At 59.0% G+C, this 20188-nt stretch carries 20 protein-coding genes, 4 tRNA genes and 1 pseudogene; 12 read left to right on the plus strand and 13 right to left on the minus strand.

Translation table 11 applies throughout. The features are described from left to right. Window positions 1-3 precede the first annotated feature (3 nt). Together FHT97_RS14175 and FHT97_RS14180 are read right to left on the minus strand one after the other, a co-directional pair. Complete coding sequence (locus FHT97_RS14175) at window positions 4-1008, minus strand: Gfo/Idh/MocA family oxidoreductase (RefSeq protein ID WP_183862979.1); 1005 nt, start codon at window positions 1006-1008, stop codon at window positions 4-6. After that, complete coding sequence (locus FHT97_RS14180) at window positions 1005-2051, minus strand: LacI family DNA-binding transcriptional regulator (protein ID WP_183862981.1); 1047 nt, start codon at window positions 2049-2051, stop codon at window positions 1005-1007. Before FHT97_RS14180 ends, FHT97_RS14175 begins: the two co-directional genes overlap by 4 nt. A 256-nt stretch (window positions 2052-2307) precedes the next feature. Here FHT97_RS14180 and FHT97_RS14185 point away from each other — a divergent pair, with 256 nt between their 5' ends. Then, window positions 2308-3474, plus strand: coding sequence for a dihydrodipicolinate synthase family protein (locus FHT97_RS14185; RefSeq protein WP_183862983.1), 1167 nt, complete (start codon window positions 2308-2310; stop codon window positions 3472-3474). 537 nt (window positions 3475-4011) lie between these two features. On the opposite strand, the gene FHT97_RS14190 is transcribed toward FHT97_RS14185, so the two are convergent. After that, window positions 4012-4088, minus strand: a tRNA-Arg gene (locus tag FHT97_RS14190). A 49-nt stretch (window positions 4089-4137) separates the two neighbouring features. Next, window positions 4138-4443: an ETC complex I subunit gene (locus FHT97_RS14195; protein WP_016554394.1), complete on the minus strand. Its 306-nt coding sequence runs from the start codon at window positions 4441-4443 to the stop codon at window positions 4138-4140. Window positions 4444-4766: 323 nt separating this feature from the next. On the opposite strand from FHT97_RS14195, the gene FHT97_RS14200 reads away from it, so the two are divergent. Beyond that, window positions 4767-4843: transfer RNA gene (locus FHT97_RS14200), tRNA-Pro, on the plus strand. Window positions 4844-4989: 146 nt separating this feature from the next. On the opposite strand, the gene FHT97_RS14205 is transcribed toward FHT97_RS14200, so the two are convergent. Beyond that, the gene (locus tag FHT97_RS14205) at window positions 4990-5472 is read right to left on the minus strand and encodes a DUF192 domain-containing protein (RefSeq protein WP_183862985.1); all 483 of its coding nucleotides are present in this window, start codon (window positions 5470-5472) and stop codon (window positions 4990-4992) included. After that, window positions 5472-6050, minus strand: coding sequence for a cold-shock protein (locus FHT97_RS14210; protein WP_183756217.1), 579 nt, complete (start codon window positions 6048-6050; stop codon window positions 5472-5474). Before FHT97_RS14210 ends, FHT97_RS14205 begins: the two co-directional genes overlap by 1 nt. 195 nt (window positions 6051-6245) lie before the next feature. On the opposite strand from FHT97_RS14210, the gene gloA reads away from it, so the two are divergent. The 6 genes from gloA (at window position 6246) to FHT97_RS31555 (ending at window position 9605) form a co-directional block, all read left to right on the plus strand. Further along, window positions 6246-6686, plus strand: coding sequence for a lactoylglutathione lyase (gene gloA / locus FHT97_RS14215; protein WP_183862987.1), 441 nt, complete (start codon window positions 6246-6248; stop codon window positions 6684-6686). A gap of 155 nt (window positions 6687-6841) precedes the next feature. Further along, window positions 6842-7891 (plus strand): D-Ala-D-Ala carboxypeptidase family metallohydrolase, encoded by a 1050-nt coding sequence (locus FHT97_RS14220; RefSeq protein ID WP_183862989.1) that lies wholly within the window; start codon window positions 6842-6844, stop codon window positions 7889-7891. A 197-nt stretch (window positions 7892-8088) separates the two neighbouring features. After that, window positions 8089-8163 (plus strand) — tRNA-Glu (locus FHT97_RS14225). A gap of 116 nt (window positions 8164-8279) precedes the next feature. Then, complete coding sequence (locus FHT97_RS14230) at window positions 8280-8828, plus strand: alpha/beta fold hydrolase (protein WP_183862991.1); 549 nt, start codon at window positions 8280-8282, stop codon at window positions 8826-8828. A 100-nt stretch (window positions 8829-8928) separates the two neighbouring features. Further along, window positions 8929-9003: transfer RNA gene (locus tag FHT97_RS14235), tRNA-Glu, on the plus strand. A gap of 149 nt (window positions 9004-9152) precedes the next feature. Next, window positions 9153-9605: a GlsB/YeaQ/YmgE family stress response membrane protein gene (locus FHT97_RS31555; RefSeq protein WP_259132087.1), complete on the plus strand. Its 453-nt coding sequence runs from the start codon at window positions 9153-9155 to the stop codon at window positions 9603-9605. Between the two features lie 145 nt (window positions 9606-9750). On the opposite strand, the gene FHT97_RS14245 is transcribed toward FHT97_RS31555, so the two are convergent. The 3 genes from FHT97_RS14245 to FHT97_RS14255 all read right to left on the minus strand — a co-directional run bounded on the left by FHT97_RS14245 (window position 9751) and on the right by FHT97_RS14255 (window position 13303). Next, a complete protein-coding gene (locus tag FHT97_RS14245; RefSeq protein WP_183862993.1) occupies window positions 9751-11082 on the minus strand; it encodes an FAD-binding oxidoreductase in 1332 nt (443 codons plus the stop codon). 103 nt (window positions 11083-11185) lie between these two features. Beyond that, a complete protein-coding gene (locus tag FHT97_RS14250) occupies window positions 11186-12412 on the minus strand; it encodes an adenylate/guanylate cyclase domain-containing protein (RefSeq protein WP_183862995.1) in 1227 nt (408 codons plus the stop codon). A gap of 126 nt (window positions 12413-12538) precedes the next feature. Continuing rightward, entirely contained in the window at window positions 12539-13303 is a 765-nt protein-coding gene (locus FHT97_RS14255; RefSeq protein WP_183862997.1) for a TIM barrel protein, read from the minus strand. 216 nt (window positions 13304-13519) lie between these two features. Here FHT97_RS14255 and FHT97_RS14260 point away from each other — a divergent pair, with 216 nt between their 5' ends. After that, a complete protein-coding gene (locus FHT97_RS14260; RefSeq protein ID WP_183862999.1) occupies window positions 13520-14461 on the plus strand; it encodes a lytic transglycosylase domain-containing protein in 942 nt (313 codons plus the stop codon). A 309-nt stretch (window positions 14462-14770) separates the two neighbouring features. On the opposite strand, the gene FHT97_RS14265 is transcribed toward FHT97_RS14260, so the two are convergent. From FHT97_RS14265 to FHT97_RS14280, 4 genes are all read right to left on the minus strand, one after another. Further along, window positions 14771-15019, minus strand: coding sequence for a hypothetical protein (locus tag FHT97_RS14265; RefSeq protein WP_183863001.1), 249 nt, complete (start codon window positions 15017-15019; stop codon window positions 14771-14773). A gap of 91 nt (window positions 15020-15110) precedes the next feature. Beyond that, complete coding sequence (locus FHT97_RS14270) at window positions 15111-15632, minus strand: DUF992 domain-containing protein (protein WP_183756208.1); 522 nt, start codon at window positions 15630-15632, stop codon at window positions 15111-15113. Window positions 15633-15843: 211 nt separating this feature from the next. After that, window positions 15844-16773: a sugar ABC transporter substrate-binding protein gene (locus FHT97_RS14275; protein ID WP_183863003.1), complete on the minus strand. Its 930-nt coding sequence runs from the start codon at window positions 16771-16773 to the stop codon at window positions 15844-15846. Between the two features lie 178 nt (window positions 16774-16951). Beyond that, on the minus strand, window positions 16952-17986 hold the full coding sequence (locus tag FHT97_RS14280) for a sterol desaturase family protein (RefSeq protein ID WP_183863005.1): 1035 nt from the start codon (window positions 17984-17986) through the stop codon (window positions 16952-16954). Window positions 17987-18127: 141 nt separating this feature from the next. Between FHT97_RS14280 and FHT97_RS14285 the strand changes: the two genes are divergently transcribed. The 3 genes and pseudogenes from FHT97_RS14285 to FHT97_RS14295 form a co-directional block, all read left to right on the plus strand. Beyond that, a complete protein-coding gene (locus tag FHT97_RS14285; protein ID WP_183863006.1) occupies window positions 18128-19135 on the plus strand; it encodes a LacI family DNA-binding transcriptional regulator in 1008 nt (335 codons plus the stop codon). Window positions 19136-19229: 94 nt separating this feature from the next. After that, entirely contained in the window at window positions 19230-20060 is an 831-nt protein-coding gene (locus FHT97_RS14290; RefSeq protein WP_183863008.1) for a sugar phosphate isomerase/epimerase, read from the plus strand. 37 nt (window positions 20061-20097) lie between these two features. Next, window positions 20098-20188: pseudogene (locus FHT97_RS14295) on the plus strand (GNAT family N-acetyltransferase); the annotation flags it as partial.

The following is a 20188-nucleotide window of genomic DNA, read 5'->3' on the forward strand; positions in this document are numbered from 1 at the left end:
TACTCAAAGTCCTGTTTTGATTTTTACGACGGCGCCGCTTCTCGCAGCCTCGACAACCGCGAGGCCCGTTGCGAGCGACCAGATTCCATCCTCCACTGTCGCCGAAGGACGGCCCTTGCCGGCTACCGCGGCATGGAAGGCCTTGAGCGCAGTTTCGTAGAGACTGATCGCATTGGTCGGCAGCTGCTGCTCGCCATCGGCGTTTTTCAACGTCACCGTTCCAACCGGCCGCTGGGTCATGACATTGCGGCCGATCAGCGAGCCTTCGGTACCATGCACCTCAAAGCCGGTTTCGGCATATTTGGTGGTGAAGGCATCATGAAACTGCGCGAGGATACCGTCCTCGAAACGCATCACGCCCATGACGCCATCTTCGACGCCAGGCTTACCCATCCCCGCCGCCTGCGAGAATGCAACGACCTCCACCGGATCACGCCCGAGAACGAACCGCAGCGTGTCGGTGTCGTGAACAGTGATGTCAAGAATGACGCCGGCACCAGCCTCCGGCTTGTCCAGTCGCCAGCCTTGCAGGTGAGCTGGCAGATACACGGCATGAAAGACGCGCGCGGCAAGCGGCTTGCCGATTTTGCCGGCCGCAATCGCGTCGCGCATGGCGATGTGAGTGGAGGCGTTGCGGAGATGATGGTTGGTGGCAAGCACGACGCCAGCGTCATTCGCCGCCTTTGCCATCGCATGCGCATCTCGCAGCGACATCGCCAACGGCTTTTCGCAAAGGACATGCTTGCCGGCGCGTGCCGCCGCGATCGCCTGGTCGCAATGAAGCTCATTCGTCGTGGAGATATAGACGGCATCGACCGCGGGATCGTTGACCAAGGCCGCGACGTCGGAAACATGCTTCGGGATGCCGTTCTCCTTCGCATAGGACTGACCGCGCTCAGCATTCGAACTCATGACGGAAGCGATATCGCCACCCGTCGCGCGGATCGCACCAATCACCCACTCGCGTGCAATGGTGCTCGCGCCAATCAGGCCCCAGCGAATCGTCATGCCGTCTTCCTCCCTGCTTTTTTCTGGGCGGCGCCGCAGCTTTCGCGAACGACGAGCCGGACGGCGGTCGTCACACTTTCGGGTTCCGCCTTGCCTGCGTTGATCTGCTTGAGCAGAAGCTGTGCCGTACGCCGGCCCATGCCTTGCGGATCGACGGAAACTGTCGTCAAAGCAGGAACGGCCGTCTGCGCCTCGATGACGTCGTCGAAGCCGACGACAGCGAAGTCTCGACCGGGCTCCATGCGCCGCGCGCGCAGACCGTCACACACACCGAACGCAACGGCGTCATTGAAACAGACCGCTGCCGTCGGCCGATCGCTCATCGTCATCGCGCGCCCGATTGCATCGACACCGCCCGCCCTCGAGGGCGCTGACGACACAACCAGCTCTTCATGAAAGCCGAGCCCCGCCGCTTTCAGACCGTCGACATAGCCTTCCAGACGCTCCTCGAAGACCGCCGTATCCGGAAAACCGCCGAGAAACGCAATTCGAGTATGCCCCAAGGACGCCAGATGCTCGACGGCCGCTGACGTTCCTCCCTGATTATCGGACACGACCGACGAGACCTTCGCGCCCGGCAGGTTGCGAACCACGACAACCACCGGAATGCCGGCGGCGACAAGCGGCTTGAAATCGACGGATTCGGTGGCGCGCGCCGGAGAGACGATGAGCCCGGAGATTCCGTGCTCTCGCATCGAGGCAATGACTTCCCGCTGACGATCTATGCTCTCGCTTGTATTGGAAAGGAATTGCACAAAGCCGGCGGACTGCACGACCATGTCGACACCGACGGCGAGCTCGGCAAAGAAGCCGTTGGTCAGGTCGTTGACGACGACCCCAATGATCTTCGATTTCGCGCCGGCCTGACGAAGGTTCGCCGCCCCACGATTATAGACATAACCCAGCTCGCGCATGGCCGCATTCACCTTGGAACGCGTCCCTTCATTCACGAGCGGAGATCCCTGCAAGACCAGGGAAACCGTCGACTTCGAAACGCCGGCGGCCTTCGCAATGTCAATGACGGTGACCCGCCCCTTCGCCATGAATTCCTCCTCGGCTTTCGCCAGCTTGGGGCTTAAATAATTGGAACGTTCCAAATTTGTCAAGTCTGCTTTCCAAGAAAATGCATCGTCAGGAATTAGGTTATGTCGACATAAATAGTGTTACTTTGCAGATGATTAGTGCCTCTGAAACGGGAAAACCAGGCGCGCCGCCCCATAAGAAATGTTGATTCAAAAAAGCTGTTGCAATTTGGAACGATCCAAATTATTGCCTCAGTCACCATTGAGGAGGATCGCAATGAGCTTGTGTTTGAATCTGCCGAACCCCGACGGTTCCACGGAAGAGTACCGCCTTGCCGGGACGCCGATCGGGCGCCCTTCCACGCCACCCCAATTCAACCGGATCGCTTATGCCGCCGCCCACGTCGTGTCGGACCCGAAAAACGACATGGATCCTTGGGGCCTCCCGGCGATCGATTGGGACGCAACCATCGCTTTCCGTCGGCATCTGTGGAGCCTTGGCTTCAAGATCGCCGAAGCGATGGATACCTCCCAGCGTGGCATGGGCCTCAATTGGGCTGGCGCACAGGAACTGATCCGGCGATCACTGGACGAATCTCGCAATATTGCAGGCGCGGATCTCGCCTGCGGCGCTGGCACCGATCATCTCGCAGCATCCGACGCAAGATCGATTGACGACGTCATCCGGGCGTATGAGACCCAGATAGAATTCGTCGAAAAGAACGGCGGCCGCGCCATCATGATGGCAAGCCGCGCCCTCGCCCGGGTCGCGTCCTCTGCCGACGACTACGCCAAGGTTTACGGCCGGATTCTCTCCCAGGCCAAGGACAAGGTCGTCCTCCATTGGTTGGGCGAGATGTTCGATCCGAACTTAGCCGGCTACTGGGGGAGCTCCGAATTTGAGCCGGCCCTGGCCTCTGTTCTCAGGATCATCAACGAGAACAAGGACAAGGTCGAGGGAATCAAGATCTCGCTGCTCGACAACGCCAAAGAGGTACAGCTCCGCAATCAGCTTCCTGAAGGCGTACTCTGCTTTACTGGCGATGACTTCAACTATGCCGAACTGATTGAAGGAGATGGCGAGCGTTACAGCCATGCGCTCCTTGGCATCTTCGATGCCGTTGCACCGTCGGCATCAAAGGCATTGGCATCGCTCGCAGCCGGCGATGCCGCTACGTTCCGCTCTGTTATCGAACCGACCGTCCCTCTCTCGCGCAAGATCTTTGAAGCGCCGACGCAATACTATAAGGCTGGCGTCGTCTTTCTGGCTTGGCTGAATGGCCACCAAAGCCATTTCAGCCTGCCGGCGGGGTTGCAGTCGGCGCGCGGCGTCAATCATTATGCCGAGATCTTCCGCCTCGCAGACAAGGCGAACGTCCTGGACAAGCCGGAGCTTGCCACCGCCCGCATGAAGCATTTCATGGGCGTGTTCGGCATTGGGTGAGCCATCGCGAGAACCACGCCAGGGCGCGCTCTAGCGCTCAACATACGGGTCGCGTCGGGATTGCCTGCGCGACCTGTCGAAGTCTCTTGTCCTAGTTCCCGCCACACGGCGGGTTCCGTTCGACCGCTCTATCTAGTAGCTACAAGGTCGGTCGTTATCGAATCCAAGTGCACAAGCCGAGTTCAGCGGAAGATTTCGATTCTGTTGATTGGACGTCGAAGTACAGGCCGACGTGATTATCGCAAGGCTGATCAGCGCTCCGATCACTACAAAAACGCGAAATCGGTACATCTACTCCTCCTCGCAGCAACACACGACGACCGTCGGCCAATAGGTTCGAAGTAACCTCGCATTGCGCGGGAGTTCCAGGCACGCTCGTTCAGATCGAACCAGCACTCGTCTCCGTCACCAGGTTGCGGCAAGACGAGGCTCGTCAGTCTCGAATATAGACGACCGAAGTCGATTGCACATTGGACCTTGGTCTCGCGATCGTTGTGGCGCTAGATGCGCTTCATGCGATGTCGAAACACACAAGAGTGGCGACCCCTGCAGGAATCGAACCTGCGACAACCTGCTTAGAAGGCAGGTGCTCTATCCAGCTGAGCTAAGGGGCCACGCGACCGGGCACTCGGTCCGGTCATATCTGTTATCGCTGGACGCGGATCAATGCGTCCAGGGTTGCGTCCGCGTATAGCGGAAATTGTCGGGATAGGCCACGATCTGACGCTGCGGATCCTTTGGCGCAATCACCCGGTACTCGATACCGTTACGCTTGGCATAAGCCTCGGCGAGTTCCTGCGTTTCGAAGGTCAGCTTCAACTGCTGGCGCATATCCGAGGAGGACGTATAGCCCATGATCGGATCGATGGTGCGCGGCGTCTCCTGATCGAACTCAAGAACCCAAATATGTGTCTTTGCCTTGCCGGACTGCATCGCTGTCTTGGCGGGACGGTAGATCTTGGCAGACATTGCTGCAGCGCCTCCGGTTAACGGGCTTTCGCACTCAAAACTTCGTCTTCCCCATGTCCGGGGCCTCTCTTCATTCAAACATCGCACGAAGAGATGAATTTTGCTTAGCGGCGAATCCCTTTCTTTTCAAGAGAAAAGCCGTGGCGCCGGAAGCTGCATTCATGAGCCGTTTCCGACGCCCATCCACTACCCTTCCCTAATTCGCACTGACGTCAACAGACGCACACCGCGTTGAACGAAAGAGCGCTCACCAAGCGGGGGATTAGGTGATTTTAGATATTGCGGGCTCGAGGCGAACCGTGTATTGCCCTCCCTCGTCGGCACGGAGTGTAGCGCAGTCTGGTAGCGCATCTGGTTTGGGACCAGAGGGTCGGGAGTTCGAATCTCTCCACTCCGACCACTTTTCTCGACAATTCATGATACGACTGGCTGCCTTAACCGGCATTGCCAACCCATTCACATTGCCCCCCGCCAATCGGCGCGGCTGCGCAACGCCCCCGAATCGATTGCGTATAGGTCGATCTCGCGGTGCTTTGGAGTGGCGCGCTATTTCTTCTTGGTGGTCGTCGCGCTCATCACTTTGTCACCCGGCTTGATGCCGAGCTTTGCCGTCACGCCGGCATTAAGCTCGATCACGTACTTCACCTCCGTCATCGAATCGATGACCTCCTGCGAGTACGGCACGGCGTTCTGCTTGATGTTGCGAATCGTACCCGTCGAATCAACGAACAGCATATCGAGGGGCAGGATGGTGTTTTCCATCCACATCTGGACCCGTCGAGACACACCGAAATCGAAAATCATTCCAGCGTCTTCGGCCATTTCCTTGCGATACATGAGCCCGCGCTGGCGCTCTTCGTTCGTGTCGGCGATTTCGACGATGAAATTCAGCCGCTTGCCAGATGCCGTGTGGATGATGAGCGGCTCCTTGTCGAACGTCATCGGCTGTTGCGAAAGGGCCGGCAGGGCGACGATGAAAAAAAGCGCCGCAAGGGCGCTTCTTATCCAGTGCGAGCGGGACACAGGCATCAGTGTGCGCGGCTCACCGGGCTTGGCACATCCGGATGAATCTCGGCAGCCATCAGCCCCTTGTCGCCGTCGCCGTAACGCACGAGTACGACCTGACCCGGACGCAACTCGGTGAGACCGAACCGGCGCAATGTTTCCATGTGCACGAAAATATCCTCGGTCCCCTCGCCCCGCGTCAGAAAACCGAAACCCTTGGTGCGGTTGAACCACTTTACCAGCGCGCGCTCCAGCCCGCTCGTCGGTGTCACCTGCACATGCGTGCGAACCGGCGGCAGCATCGAGGGATGGACGGCCGTCGACTGGTCCATGGAAAGGATCTTGAATGCCTGGTAGCCGCGTTCGCGGCGCTGAATCAGCGCAACGATCCGCGTGCCTTCGAGAATTGTCTGGAAGCCGTCGCGACGCAGGCAGGTCACATGAAGGAGGACATCCTGCATGCCATTGTCGGGGACAATAAAACCGAAGCCCTTGGCTACGTCGAACCACTTGACGACGCCGGTGATTTCAATGAGGTCGACCGCTTCCCCCGCGAGTTGTTCGAGGTCGGTGAATTCCTTTGATGAAATCCTGTCAGCCATGTCGCCAGCCCCTCAATACGCGTCACACTGTTACGGTTAACTGATTCTTGAGATCAAGATTAACATGTTGGTAACGGATTAGCGCAAGTCCTACTTTTCGATTATTCCCAGTTGCCAATCATACCCCGCTGTCTTGCCCGAAACTGGTGTTCCGCCACATAAGATTCCGTCACCCCGCAATAGAGAGGAAATAGAATGCGTTATCTCCACACCATGGTCCGCGTGAAAGATCTGGATGCCTCCCTGCATTTTTACACGACCCTCTTCGGCCTCGAGGAACTCCGACGCACGGAGAACGAGAAAGGCCGTTTCACGCTCGTTTTCCTTGCGGCCCCCGGCGACAAAAGCGACGCCAGCGCCAAGGGCGCGCCATGCCTGGAATTGACCTACAACTGGGACACCGAAGACTATACCGGCGGGCGCAACTTCGGCCATCTCGCCTATGAGGTCGACGATATCTATGCCGTCTGCCAGAAGCTTATGGACAACGGTATCACCATCAATCGTCCGCCGCGTGACGGCCACATGGCTTTCGTGCGTTCGCCCGACGGAATCTCGATCGAGATTCTGCAGAAGGGCGGCAGCCTTCCATCCGCCGAACCCTGGGCTTCGATGGGCAATACCGGCGCCTGGTAGCCGAGGCTTTTGCGAGGCTTGCGGCTTTTGCGATTTCGGACCGACGTGTCCGCGCCGCGCTTGCCGCAGCCTGGTGGCGCAGGCACTCTCCAGCCGACTCGAGGCGAAACGACGCGACTTTTGCGCAGCTTCGCCATCTCCTGGAGACTGCTCGCGTGCTCGCTATTGAAAAGCGGATCCCTTTTGGACCTGCCCTTCTGATCGCCACATCGGCACTGATGCTGACCGGCTGCATGTCGGACAAGAAGGGTACCGATGCCGCAGCGGTGGTCGCCCCCGTCGAGCCGGCTGATGTAGCGCAGCAGGCGGCGGCGCCTGCCAAGCCCGGCTACCGCGACCCCATGGTGGCCGGCATGTCGGGCCCCCAGCCGGCTCAAGCCGCGAATGCGCAGCCGGTGGCGGTCGGATCGACCGCTTCGGCGCCTGCCAATATTGGCGGCCTGGCAATGCAGTCGACTGGCATTAATGCACAGGCGATGAGCATTTTCTCGGTACACCCGGCACCACAAAACAATCCGACCTCGACGCAGTTGCAGCCGGCCGCCGGCAATGCCTATGCACCCGGCGGCGTCAGCCCGACCCGCTCCAGCGTCTACAGCAGCCAGCTCCCACCCGATCAATCCCCGCAATCCCAGCAGGGTCAGCCGCCCTTGCCGCCACAGCAATCCTCACAGAATACAAGCACGCAGATCACGCCGGTCCAGACTGCCTCATTGGCAACGGGCCAGACGATGAATGCGCTTTACAGCGCACCGCGGCAAAACCTGCTCGGCAGTCTTTCCGGGTTGCTGCAAAAGGCCTCGCTACCCGGCATGACACGGATTGCGCCCAACGGTCTGCATCTTCAAAACGACAAGGTTGACGTCGGCTGCTTCAAGCCGAACCTGTTGAATGTCATCAAGGCTGTCGAAACGCATTTCGGCAGGCCGGTGGTCGTCACGTCAGGGTATCGCGACCCGGACCATAACCGCATGGTCGGCGGCGCCGAGGAATCCATGCACAAGACCTGTGACGCCGCCGACATCCAGATGGACGGAGTGTCGAAATGGGACATCGCGAGCTATATTCGCTCGCTGCCTGATCGCGGCGGCGTTGGCACCTATTGCCACACCGATTCCATCCATCTTGACACCGGAAAGAGCCGTGACTGGAACTGGGGTTGTGGCGGCAGAACGGCGCCGGCGGCGATCGCGCGCGCCCTTTAGCGCTTGCCCTGCATCGTTCATAACGCAGCGTGAGCATGCCCGATGGGTTGCGAACATCGACCGATAGCGTTTTGATTCGGTTGCAATAAACGCGAGTTCGCTGCCGCAAAAAAATCCTGTCATTATTTTGCAAAAAATCGAAATTGCCGCTTGCGGGATTCAAAGTGCCTGACTATAAGGGCGCCACCACGAAGGAAGCGCCCTTCGTCTATCGGTTAGGACACCAGATTTTCATTCTGGGAAGAGGGGTTCGACTCCCCTAGGGCGTGCCATTCGTGTTGATTTCATTACATTTTTTAGTTTTCTTCGGCATGATTGCCGCGCATTCGCAACGTTCTGCGGAAAGCGGCGGTCTTGCGCTATGCCCCTCGTCCAATAAAAATGGGCGATGGCCAAACAAGTCCTTTTCATTCAGGGTGCGGGCGAAGGTGTCCACGACCACTGGGATAACCAGCTCGTGGCGAGCCTTGAGCGCGAACTTGGCGAAAACTATGCTGTCCGCTACCCAAGGATGCCCGGCGAAGACGATCCCAGTTACACAGTCTGGAAGGCCGCACTGGCGAGCGAACTCGACTTGCTGGAGGATCGGGCAGTTCTCGTGGGTCACTCGTTCGGCGGCACTGTTTTGATCCATGCGTTTGCCGAACAACACAAGCCAAGGTTTGGCGGCTTGTTTGTCCTCGCGGCGCCCTTCTTCGGAGAAGGCGGATGGTCAAGCAGTGGCATGGCCGACTGCCGCGAGGTCCCAGGGCGCATTTCGGCCGGCACTCCCCTCTATCTTTATCATAGCGCTGAGGACGCGGAGGTGCCTGCTGCCCATGTTCATCTCTATGCGAAAGCGTTTCCAAGTGCTGTGGTTCGGATGCTCGAACACGGGGATCACCAGTTCAACAATGATTTGAGCGACGTCGCGGCAGACATTCGTTTGCTCTCCTAAGCTTAGGCATCGCTCTCGCCGCTTCCGAGTGGCCGCGGTATTTTCGCTCAGTTCGCGCGTCTTGTCGAAACGCGCTTCCGTTCCTATTTCTTTTGCTGATGCGCCCTTCGTCTATCGGTTAGGACAACAGATTCTCATTCTGTAAAGAGGGGTTCGATTCCCCTAGGGCGTACCACTCCCATTGATATCATTTGGTTTTTGGGTTGCGCGACAAAATGCGCCTGAACCGACCTACGCCCTGCCCTTGCGGCCGAAAACGCTAATGGGCGCAAATGGATACGGCTGCGAAATCAATCGAAACCAAGCCCCAAAATAGCGAGCTTGGTGGATCAGTCCCTTTGCTCGCTCAACGAACATTTGGTTCGCAAATTTACCGTTGCGTACTTCTGGCCCGAGTACACGGTGCTATTGTCGCACAGTCGGAATTTGAGCGTAGGTGCCGCCATGGACGAAGGACAAGTTGAATGGTTATCAACCGTCGTAAGTGCTTCCATGACCGAAGGGCGGGTTGACTGGCTGACGGCTGTCATCGTCGGAGGCGTAGCCGGTTGGATGGCCAACAAATTCATGCACGCCCATGCCCATCTAGCGACCGATATCGTCGCGGGGGTCGTTGGGGCCGTTATCCTCAATGCAATCGCGGAGCGACTGGGTTTTCACTACGGCGGATGGGTCGCTTTTTTCGGGCTCGGCTTTTTCGGCGCGTGTCTGCTGTTGCTGCCCATACGGTTGGTCCGAGTTCGCATGCGACCACCGCGGGCTCCCGACGACTGGTGAGCGACGGTGGTCAAAAAACGCGAGCGTCAGTCCAGCGCTGATATGACGCTTTTCCTCTTAGACCCAGTTCATGCGGGATGGCGCGAACCAGAGCGCACGGTGACCTTCTGCCAAGCGGTTGGCATTGGAAGTCGGCTCGGCGTGGTCAGAAGCCGCTGATCAGCTCCACCTTCGAGCCGTCGCTGAAGCGTGAAATCCGAAATGCCTTCGGGTCGACGACGGGTGGCCGGCCGGTAACGATATCCGCCATCAAGCGCCCTGCCGCCGGCCCGATGCCGAAGCCATGCCCAGAAAATCCGGTCGCGACATGAAAGCCGGGAATGGCGTCAAGGGCCGAGATGACGGGCACGGCATCTGGCGTAACATCGATATAGCCACCCCAGCCCTGCGCGATTTCCACCTTCTCGAACACCGGAAGCGCCCTTTTCAGGCCGCCTAGCGCATCCAGCGTCAATTTCTTCGAGGGCAACGGATCGAGAACCCGGTGAGGCTCAAACGGGCTTGCCTCATCCATCGACCAATGCCGCGGAATGCGCAACTCGTCGAAAAAACGACCGGCCAAGCGAAAGGAGAGCGATTTCCACTCGGCCCGCAACGCCGGCAGGAAGTCTGCGGCATAACGGAACGAATCCGGCACGATGTCGACGATGTTGTCGTGTCCGCAAGCTACGGTATAGCCGCCGTCTTGCCGCTTGCGGATCGCGAAATCCTTCGCCCAGATCGCTTGCTCCGGCCCGCCTTCCAACCGTCTGGTGCGCATCACGCTGTTCAATACCTTGAGCTGCGGCAGGTCGATGCCGAAGCGCCCGGCAAACAGGCTGGACCAGGCTCCGCCAGCCAGAACGACGGCCGTGCAGGCGATCGCACCACGTTCGGTCACCACGCCGCTGACGGCTCCCGCTGAAGTCTCTATGCCGCGCACTGCGCATTCCGTCAGGATCGTCGCCCCCTTGTCACGCGCGGCTTCAGCGATCGCCGGTGCCGCTTTCTGCGGCTCCGCTCGTCCGTCGGCCGGCGTATAGAGCGCTCCTGCCATGTCGAGCCTCGACCCGGGAACCGTTTCGCCGAATTCGCGTGCGGTCAACATGCGGGATTCGATCTGGTAGCCGTCCAGATTTGTACGCCAGCGCTCGTGGTCGGCCAGTTCCTTTTCGGTGGCGCAGGTGAAGATGATGCCGGCTCGCTTGAAGCCGGTGTCGCGACCGGTGCGCTTGTCGAGGCCATCCCATATTCTCAGCGCCTCGGCCATCAACGGCACTTCGCGCGGATCGCGCATCGAGATGCGCACCCAACCCCAGTTGCGGCTCGACTGTTCCTTGCCGATACCGCCCTTCTCGCAGAGCGTGACGCGCAAGCCACGTTCGGCAAGCTCCAGCGCGGTGGAGCAACCGATGATACCGCCGCCGATGACGACAACGTCGCATTCTTTCGGAAGCTCCTCGTCACCGTGGACGGGAACGACATACGGACCGGGCATGAGGGGATCGTCTCCTGGCAGGACTCAAGATCGTTAGGCTAAGGTAGCCCTACAACCCCATCCCTCATTTCGGAACCCTGCCCGTGCCTTGTCCTGCATTCTTTCAGGATTGCTTGAAGGCAAACACGTCGACCGGTTCGCCCAATCCCCGAAGCGGGAACGAACCGAGGCTTTCCATGCCTTCCTTGCACGCGGCCATTTCGACGAAAGCCCGGGAGAAAAGCACCGGACGCTTGATTTCCTTCGTCAGGCTTTCCAGGCGCGAGGCTACGTTCACGGCCGGTCCGATCACTGTGAAGTCGAGCCGCCGACGCGAGCCGATATTCCCGTACATGACGTCGCCGACGTGGACGCCGACGCCGTAGCGCAGCACTTCGCGCCCGTTGCGCGCATTGCGCTCGTTGAGATCGGCGACAGCACGCTCCGCCTCCTTGATCGCCATCAGAAGGTTCTGGCAGGCCGCGGCGTCGCGCAGCGGAAAGATCGCCAGCATACCGTCACCCATGAACTTGAGGATTTCGCCACCGTGCTTTTCGATCGGTTCCGACATTGCGTCGAAATAGCCGTTCAGTAGCTCGATGACGTCATCGCGCGGCCATTGATCCGAAATGGTCGTAAAGTCGCGCAGGTCGCAGATCATGATCGCAGCACCGACCGTCGCACCGCTGCCGCGGGTCGTGGCGCCGGCTAGAATTTCGGCGCTGGCGTGTGGCCCGACGTAGGTTTCAAGCAAAGTGCGCGCAAGAATGTTCTTGGTGCGAATTTCGCTCACAAGCGTCAATGCCGGAAGAACGTCTTTTAGGAAGGCGATATGCTCTTCTGTAAAGCCACCGGGACGGTCACTGGAAAAGGTCGCGATGTGGCGTTTGCCGAGCGTGTGTTCCATTGGCCAGGCGACGTACTCGGTTAGCCCTTCACGTATCATTTCGTCATAGAATTGGTGGTGGCCGTCGCCATCGCGCATTATCTCGAGGTTTCTGCGTACTTCGACTGCGCCGCTGAAGATCTCGTTCACCGGGCTGTTTTGAAACTGCGGTGTTTTCTCGACCCCATAGGCGAACGTATCGATCTTGGCTTCGGCCAGGCCGGTGCGCCAGAGGATGCGCGCACCCAGCCATTGCGGATGAAGCGTTCGGAAATGCAACGATGCGCGTGCGACAGGCACGCCCTCGTCGCGCAGCCGCTGGCACATCTGCACAAATATGTTGTCGATGAACCTCTCGCCGCGCGTCTCGTTGACCAGCCAATCGATAATCTTGCGTCGACGCGCGGGCCACACGCCCTCGCTGTGCTCCATGAGGTCCACAGGTACGTCCGAAAGGGATTGCATAACTACGCTCCACAAAACACGGTCGTCTCCCGATTGCGGAAGACCCTATCCATCCACCAGCTAGATGGTACACGGCGCGTCGAATTGAAATAGCCGGGACCGACCAAGGATGAGTTACGCTGTTTCTTAGCCGAGCAAACGCCGTGTCTCTGCGATGGTCGTGGCGCTCGACGCCAAAGGCCTGTATTCGAGTCCAATCGCGCCGCCGTAACCATGTTGGACGAGCCAATCGACGCGGTGCTTGAGGTCGATGTTCCCGCTACCCGGCTCGTTCCTTCCCGGATGATCGGCGATATGGACGTGGAAAACCCGGTCGATGTTGTCCGCTATGACCTCTGCCGTATTCTCCCCCATCACTGCGGAATGATAGACATCGTAGACGATGCCGATCTCTGGCCGCCCTGTCGCCCTCACGATCTCGATGCCTTCGATCGTTGAGTGCAGGAAATAGCCAACGTGGTCGATCAACGTGTTGAGCGGCTCGAGTCCAAGGCGGACACCAGTACCCTCGAGAAACTCGCCGGCAGCGGTCAGCGTCTCGACGAGAGCCGCCTTCTGCTCTTCACGGGACTTGCCAGGGAGATCATTACCTGCCTGGGCAATCAACGTATGCGCACCGAGGCGTCGGGCAGTCTCAACAGAACTTTTCAGCCCCTTCAGGAAGTTTTCTTTGTTGTTTCTGTCAGTTAAGGCGATCATCGGTTCGGCCACGAAGCTGGTAAGTTGGACGCACGTTTCGGTCAGCGCCCATTCGATGCTGCCGATATCCTTGTCCGTCCATCTCCAGAATTCGACGGCCTCGACGCCATGACTGTGCGCAAACCGGATCCTGTCCGCGAAGGTCTCGGCCTCGGCTGCGAACAGCCATTCGATGCAAGCAGAAAGTCTCATGGCGGCCTCACTGAATCGGGAACTGGTCGACCATAGTCGAGCGGAGGCAACAGGCATATGGCAAAAACCTCCCGCGCGTTGTTTCCGTCTTGACGTCATATTCAGCATTGCTAACGTGTGAAGGCGTATTAATCTCCCAACTCCGCCCGTCATTCGATGACGGGCGTATCTTTTTCCAGCACGATTGAGAAAGCTTGGAATGGCGACAGAGGGACGATGACTGCGGTGGGCGTATCGTTTAGCAAGGCGGGCGTCGTAACCTTGGTGGCCGGCTTTATGCTGGCGCTTCCCAAGACGGCCCTTTCCCAGCCGCCCGCGGCCACTTCACATCGCGTATGCGTTTATTCTCTCGACGTCCCGAACTCCGGTGAGCGCCTTTGCATCACCCGCGAAACATATGGCCGCGATCTCTGCGTCGCGATTGATCACTTCGCTCAGGAGAACCGTCTGCCGCCGGAGTATTTTGCTCGTCTGATCTGGCGGGAGAGCCGCTTCCAGGCGGGCGCCATCAGTCCGAAGGGCGCGCAGGGCATCGCCCAGTTCATGCCCGGAACCGCCAGATTGCGAGGATTGCGGGATAGTTTCGATGTCCTTGAATCCCTCAAGGAATCAGCACGATATCTCGACGATCTGCGAACACGCTTTGGCAATCTCGGCCTCGCTGCCGCTGCCTACAATGCCGGTGAACAAGGGCTCGCCGACTATCTCGATACCGGTCTGCTGCCCTTCGAGACACGCAGCTACGTCCTTGCCATAACGGCAAACACCGTCGAGCAGTGGAAGAACGATCCTCCAGTCGATGCCGCTCAGTTTCTGAGTCCAAGCAAACCCTTCATCGACGCCTGCATCGAGCTTGCCAGCAAGCGTCGTCTTACCGAAACCGCATCGGTTCAACAGGGCCCCTGGGCGCCTTGGGGTGCGCAAGTTGCTGCCCATAGCAACGACGCAGCGGCCCTTCGTCTGTTTTCGGCCGTAGCACGTCAGCTTCCTGCATCGCTCGCAGCCGAAGAGCCGGTCATCGTGCGTGTGCGCGACCGCAGCTTCGGCTTCAGGCCGCGCTACGCTGCTCGTATCGGCAGGCAGACCCGCGCCGAAGCTGACAAGGTCTGCGTGACAGTGCGTGCGGCCGGTGCGGCATGCACGGTTTTCAGAAACTGAGCCAGTATCTGCTTCCATGCAGGAAACCAGACGCCTTTTCTCTCGCGGCCATGAACATTAGAATGAGTTGCGCGTTTCCCTCACGGGAGGAAAGAGCTATGCACAGCACGCCAAACAGACAGATCAGAAATCCGGGGCCGCGGGGCCGAAGCGTCATCAATCGCGGACGACGAAACGACGTTGATTCCGCAGAAGAGCGCAAGCTGCACAAGCTCTTCGGACGCCATGCCCCCGAACATGAGACACAGCCAAATCCGCTCGCCAAGCCACCGAAGCTTCGATAGCGGAGGTCGAAGCGGCTGCTCTAGGTCAGTCCGTCAGGAAGTCCGGGCCGGTTTCCTGATAGGTTAGTTTGAGCGTTCCATCAGGCTGGACGACATACTTCTCGAATACGCGATAGCCCCATTTTCCAAGGAACGTGTTCTTGACCACCGTTCCCGGCGGAAAGGGCGAGTGAACCACGCGTCCATAGGTAATGCTTCCCTGAATGGGCTCAGGAGGTGGCGCAGACGTACACCCGGCAAGCGCCATCGCAACCAGCATTGCGGCATATCTCATCGCTTCCCTCCCATACCGAACCCTCAAAATCTGGCCGCACTACATGCGGCCAGATTCAATCGTGATCGCCGAACGAGCCGGCGAGACTCGCTTATCCTTGCGGCGTCAACGTCATCGACGTTCCGGTCGCAGCAACGTTGAGGCCGAGTTGGCCAGTCACGCTCAAAGTCTGCAGCTGGACCGAGCCGCTGGTCCCGCCAACGAGAATGTTGGCTCCGACACCGGCGACAAGCGTCGCTTCAGCCGACGCACCTTGATAAAGGCCGCCGAGTGACCCGCGATGATAACCAGCGGTCGGGGCGAACACTGCCCAGACGATCCGGCCACGCGTGGTAAACCCGACATCGACCCCCAATTTGCGGATCGCACCTGCGTAGCGGTCCTGCGCTTCAGCATTCGAAACCGGGCTGAAAACGCAATCGACCGTTTTCGCCGAGCCGAGGACGTAACCGACGCCGCCGCCGACATCGCAAGTCAGAATCCCGATCTTGACCCCATCGCGCAGGTCAGCTTCGGGCGCCTGGTAGGTGCTCACCAAATCAGCCGCGATGACGCTCGAGGCCAGGGCTTGCACCAGGGATGCAGCAGCAACAACGGTTGCGATCTTCTTCATCATTTTCTCCTTGTATTGGCTGAAGATAGATAGCGTATTGCCGTGGTTTACCAATACCGCTGATGCATGGCTGCCCTTCCGATCTTGCAGCCTAGACGACGCCGTATGACAAGAACGAGCCTGCTGCGAACAGACCACCGAAACGGGTCGATCACGGCGATGCAAAAAGCATGGCCGTGATCGATGGGCTCAGAGCGTGAGGCGATCCGAGCTAGTTCAGGTCTTGAAATTGAGCCATGTTCTGCTGAGTGACGAGCTGGAACGGAATCCAGACCTCACGGTCCAACTTCTCACCCCTCGCCGCCTTGAGGGCCGCATCGATCGACCCCTTGCCTTGCCCCTTCGCGTCCTGGAACACGGTAACCTTGAGGTCGCCGACCTTCATTGCCTGCAACGCTTCAGGCGTAGCGTCGATTCCGGCGACGAGGATTTTGTCTGTCGAGGCACCAGAATTCTTCAACGCTGCTATGGCACCGAGCGCCATTTCGTCGTTATTGGCGATCACGGCATCGAACTCCAGACCCGAGGTCAGCCAGTTTGACACAAGGTCGGCGCCGTTGACGCGGCTCCAGCTTCCGACCTGCTCCTGAACCACGTTCAATCCGCTGCATTCGGCTGTCTTGATGACGTCATGCACGTCCTGTGTCCGCTGCCGAGCCGCCTGGCTAGTCAGATCTCCAATCATGATAACGACATTGCCCTTGCCGCCGAGCATCCGACAGACTTCCTTCGTCTGCAACGTCCCGGATTCGACCTCGTTGGAACCCACAAACGCCTGCTGCTTGCCAAGCGTCGAAAGATCGGTCGGCTGCACGTTGACGTAGATCAGTGGAATGCCGGCCTCTTCGGCAACCTTGCTAAGCGCAGGCGTGCCGTCGGAATCGACGGGATCGACGATGATTGCCGATACACCGCTGGTCGCAAAGTTGCGGACCTGATCAAGTTGCTTGTTGACGTCGGTCGTCGCATCTTCGATCTGCAACTCGACACCGATCGATTTGGCGTAGGCGTCCATGCCGTTGACGATCAATGTCTGGAAGTTGTTCGACAGCGTTCCCATCGAAACGCCGATGCGTTCGGCGGTATGAGCTTGAGTTGCAAGCACCAGGGCGAGCGCGCTGGCGCTCAGGAATCTAAGCATGTTCTCCTCCCAGAGATGGTGCGGCACCCGATGTCCGCATCAAGACGGTAGCTGCCCCCACTCCCCTCGTCCGCGAAAATTGTGATGAAAAAACCTCAACTTGGCGACGTTTGCCAGTATCGAAGAAAACAAAAAGCCCGGCAATTAGCCGGGCTAAGCTTGGGAGGATAATGATCTTTCAACCTGCCTGCTGCTGTTGCCTCGCCTTCTTCTCCTGGCGCCGACGGGCCTGCTCCATGAACCGCTTGTCCATCCGCTCCTGCGCCTCCGCCGAGCCGTCGTGGAAGGTTCCGAACCACTGGTCGAGCGGGATCACACCGTCAGCGTAGTTGCACTCGAAGTACTTGTGATGGAGGTAGTGATCGTATGCATGGGTATCGATCGCGCTGTCCTCCCCAAGGACGATCTTGTCGAAGCCGGCGTGGCCCGGGGCCGGAGCAAGCCCCGCATGTACGAGGTGAAACATTGCATGCACCGGGTTGGATGGCACGATCCAGTGGATCAACACGCCCGAGAAGTAGAGCAGATGCTCGACCGGATGCATCGCCAGACCGGACCAAGGGCCGGGGTTGACGTTGTTGTGATGCAGCTTGTGGACCGCATGGTAGAGCGGCGGCCAGTGAATCAGGCGGTGCACGAGGTAGAAATGCAGGTCCCGGAATGTCGGGATGAGTAACATTACGATGCCGCAGTAGACCGGGTGTTCCGCGAACGAGACATAGGGAATGATGCCGTTCGCGAATGCCCAGAGCGTGACGGCCTCGAAGGCAGTCCAGATCGGCACGGCGCTGGCAAACGTCCAGATGACGTTGTCGATGGTCTGGTTTCCAAAGAGAAACGCGTCATTGCCGACCGACGGCCATTTTGCATTGTACTTGAAGCTCGTTCCCTGCTTGCGCTGCATATAGAGGCGCAGGTGGAACATTCCAAAGAACACGAACACGAGCGCGGCGTTGCGCACCAGGAGATACGCGACCCAGCCGATCGAGAAGGTCTTCGTGGTTTCGAAGGACGGCGTCGCATACAGCCAGACCAACGTCCCGATGACGGCATAAAGAACGTTCCAGGGCATTAGATATCCCGGATAGCCAAAGACCCACTTCAGGAATCGCATCGGCTGAACCGGCCATACAAAGACCGGCGGATAGGAGAGCAGTTTGGCGGGCGCCCAATCGCCCCGTTTGTTGCGCTTTCCGTAAAGTGTATCGTCCATCGCCACTCCTCCGTATCGATTACCTCTGAAGATACCGAAGCAGTGTGCGGGAGCCCACACATTGCTTGAGGTGTTTTCCTCATTTTGCAACTGTGCTCATATGCTGCCGCTAGCCGATAGTTTCGGTGGGAGGAGCCAAACATGTCCAAAGTGACTTTGAAGGATGTCGCCAGAGAGGCGAAGCTCGGATTGGCAACCGTCGAACGCGTTATCAATGGCCGCGGCGGTGTTACGGACAAAACCATCGAGAAGGTCATTCGCGCAGCCAAGAAGCTGGAGTACGGGACACGCCAGTCGCATTTCAATCGCGGGGCGATCCGCATCGAGGTCATCCTCGTTCGCCCCGAAACGAGTTTCTTCGCACGCCTGAATCAGGCCTTCGAACGGATCGCCGCGTCGCTGGACAAGAATGTCATTCTGCATCGGACCTTCGTCAAGGAAAGCGATCCGGTTGGCATGGCGCGCCACGTTGCCAACCCGGCCTTCCGACGTTCCGGACTAATCATATGCGCGCCCGACGATGCCCGGGTCAGCGCCAGTCTCCGAAAAGCCAGTACAGCCGGTGTGGAAGTGGTCCAGATCGTTGCCCGTTGCGATTCTGACATCCCGTTTGTCGGCATTGATGACTATGCCGCCGGTCGTTGCGCCGCCTATTACATGACCGGGATGCTGGGTGCCCGGAGCGGAAAGCTGGTCTCCCTCTGTCATAGCGGCGCCTACGCAAATCACCGCGAGCGCATCAAGGGTTTCTCCGACTACATCGCCGAGAAAGGCTCTCCTGAGCATTCCTTCTCGCTTGTCATGTTCGGCCATGATGACGACCTCCAATCGGCGGAGCTGTTAAGCGAGGCGCTTCGCCGCAACCCCGATATTATCGGCGTCTATTCGGCCGGCGGCGGCGATGAAGGCGTGGCGATCGTCCTACAGCAATGGGCGAAGCAGAAGGACGTCTATTGGGTCGGCCATGAACTGACGGATAAGAAGAAGCGGCATCTGCAGTCCGGCCTCATGGACATATGCATCGACCAGACGCCGGAGGTTCAGGCACGTCGCGCCGTCGACATGATCCTGCATAAGCTCGACATCATCAAAGCTGAGATCACCACCGATCCCGTGCGCTTCATGACCATTAACGCCCAGAACGTCTAGCTGTCGCGTATTGATCAAAACACCTCAGGGAATAGCCTCGCCAACGCCGCGATTTCATGCTGTCTAGCCGTCAACTGAACCCGCGGAGGCGCCGATGCAATCCCTATCCGTTTTCCAGTCGCTCTGGGCAATGGAACGCCGTAGCGCCATCCAGCCGGAGCTCTCGCTGGAGGAGAGCATCGAGCGGATCGCAGAGGCCGGATTCGATGGGGTCAGCGCCCATTGGTACGACCGCAGCCACGTCAGGCGCCTGAACTCTCTCCTAAAGCCTCACGGGCTGAAGGCCGAGGGCCAATGCTTCCCGAAGAGCGTCGACGACCTCAAGCCCGCACTCGAGAACGCTGCCGAATACGGTGTTGCCCACCTCTGTCTCCAACCCGACGTCCGGCTCCGCCGCATCGAGGACTGTCTTTCATTGCTCGAAGGTTGGCAGCGGTTAAGCGAAGAGGCGAAGATTCCGGTCTATGTCGAGACCCATCGCGACCGGATGACCACCGACCTCTTCTTCACGCTCGATCTCCTGGACCAGCTTCCCAATCTCCGGCTGCTCGGCGACCTGTCGCACTTCCTGGTCGGGCGCGAATTCGCCTGGCCGGTGTCGGCGGAAAACCATGCCATGATCCATCGCATTCTCGACAGCTCGTGGTCCTTCCATGGGCGGGTCGCGTCGCGCGAACAGGTGCAGATCGAAATCTCCTTCCCGCACCATCAGCCATGGCTCGATCTCTTCATGGAGTGGTGGGAGTATGGTTTTCGAAGCTGGCGACGCCGGGCCGGACCAGATGATACACTCGCCTTCACCTGCGAAGTCGGCCCAAAGCCTTACGCCATCACCGGCCGTGATGGCGAGGACACCACCGACCGGTGGGAGGAAGCGCTGCTGCTGAAAGACCGCGTAAAAGAACTCTGGGCGCGCACCGCCTGACAATCGATCGCAAGTAACAATCTGGGAGGAATCCGACATGGACGTTCGCGCCGCCGTTGCCGTTGAGGCTGGCAAGCCTTTGGAAGTGATGACCGTGCAGCTGGAGGGACCGCGGGCCGGCGAAGTGC

Source organism: Rhizobium sp. BK399 (assembly GCF_014194695.1).
Lineage (GTDB): Bacteria > Pseudomonadota > Alphaproteobacteria > Rhizobiales > Rhizobiaceae > Rhizobium.

Coding starts and splice junctions, on each gene's coding strand:
- FHT97_RS14175 (WP_183862979.1), bottom strand. CDS start 1,008: ATGACGATTCGCTGGGGCCTGATTGGCGCGAGCACCATTGCACGCGAG.
- FHT97_RS14180 (WP_183862981.1), bottom strand. CDS start 2,051: ATGGCGAAGGGGCGGGTCACCGTCATTGACATTGCGAAGGCCGCCGGC.
- FHT97_RS14185 (WP_183862983.1), top strand. CDS start 2,308: ATGAGCTTGTGTTTGAATCTGCCGAACCCCGACGGTTCCACGGAAGAG.
- FHT97_RS14195 (WP_016554394.1), bottom strand. CDS start 4,443: ATGTCTGCCAAGATCTACCGTCCCGCCAAGACAGCGATGCAGTCCGGC.
- FHT97_RS14205 (WP_183862985.1), bottom strand. CDS start 5,472: ATGCCTGTGTCCCGCTCGCACTGGATAAGAAGCGCCCTTGCGGCGCTT.
- FHT97_RS14210 (WP_183756217.1), bottom strand. CDS start 6,050: ATGGCTGACAGGATTTCATCAAAGGAATTCACCGACCTCGAACAACTC.
- gloA (WP_183862987.1), top strand. CDS start 6,246: ATGCGTTATCTCCACACCATGGTCCGCGTGAAAGATCTGGATGCCTCC.
- FHT97_RS14230 (WP_183862991.1), top strand. CDS start 8,280: ATGGCCAAACAAGTCCTTTTCATTCAGGGTGCGGGCGAAGGTGTCCAC.
- FHT97_RS14245 (WP_183862993.1), bottom strand. CDS start 11,082: ATGCCCGGTCCGTATGTCGTTCCCGTCCACGGTGACGAGGAGCTTCCG.
- FHT97_RS14250 (WP_183862995.1), bottom strand. CDS start 12,412: ATGCAATCCCTTTCGGACGTACCTGTGGACCTCATGGAGCACAGCGAG.
- FHT97_RS14255 (WP_183862997.1), bottom strand. CDS start 13,303: ATGAGACTTTCTGCTTGCATCGAATGGCTGTTCGCAGCCGAGGCCGAG.
- FHT97_RS14260 (WP_183862999.1), top strand. CDS start 13,520: ATGACTGCGGTGGGCGTATCGTTTAGCAAGGCGGGCGTCGTAACCTTG.
- FHT97_RS14265 (WP_183863001.1), bottom strand. CDS start 15,019: ATGAGATATGCCGCAATGCTGGTTGCGATGGCGCTTGCCGGGTGTACG.
- FHT97_RS14270 (WP_183756208.1), bottom strand. CDS start 15,632: ATGAAGAAGATCGCAACCGTTGTTGCTGCTGCATCCCTGGTGCAAGCC.
- FHT97_RS14275 (WP_183863003.1), bottom strand. CDS start 16,773: ATGCTTAGATTCCTGAGCGCCAGCGCGCTCGCCCTGGTGCTTGCAACT.
- FHT97_RS14280 (WP_183863005.1), bottom strand. CDS start 17,986: ATGGACGATACACTTTACGGAAAGCGCAACAAACGGGGCGATTGGGCG.
- FHT97_RS14285 (WP_183863006.1), top strand. CDS start 18,128: ATGTCCAAAGTGACTTTGAAGGATGTCGCCAGAGAGGCGAAGCTCGGA.
- FHT97_RS14290 (WP_183863008.1), top strand. CDS start 19,230: ATGCAATCCCTATCCGTTTTCCAGTCGCTCTGGGCAATGGAACGCCGT.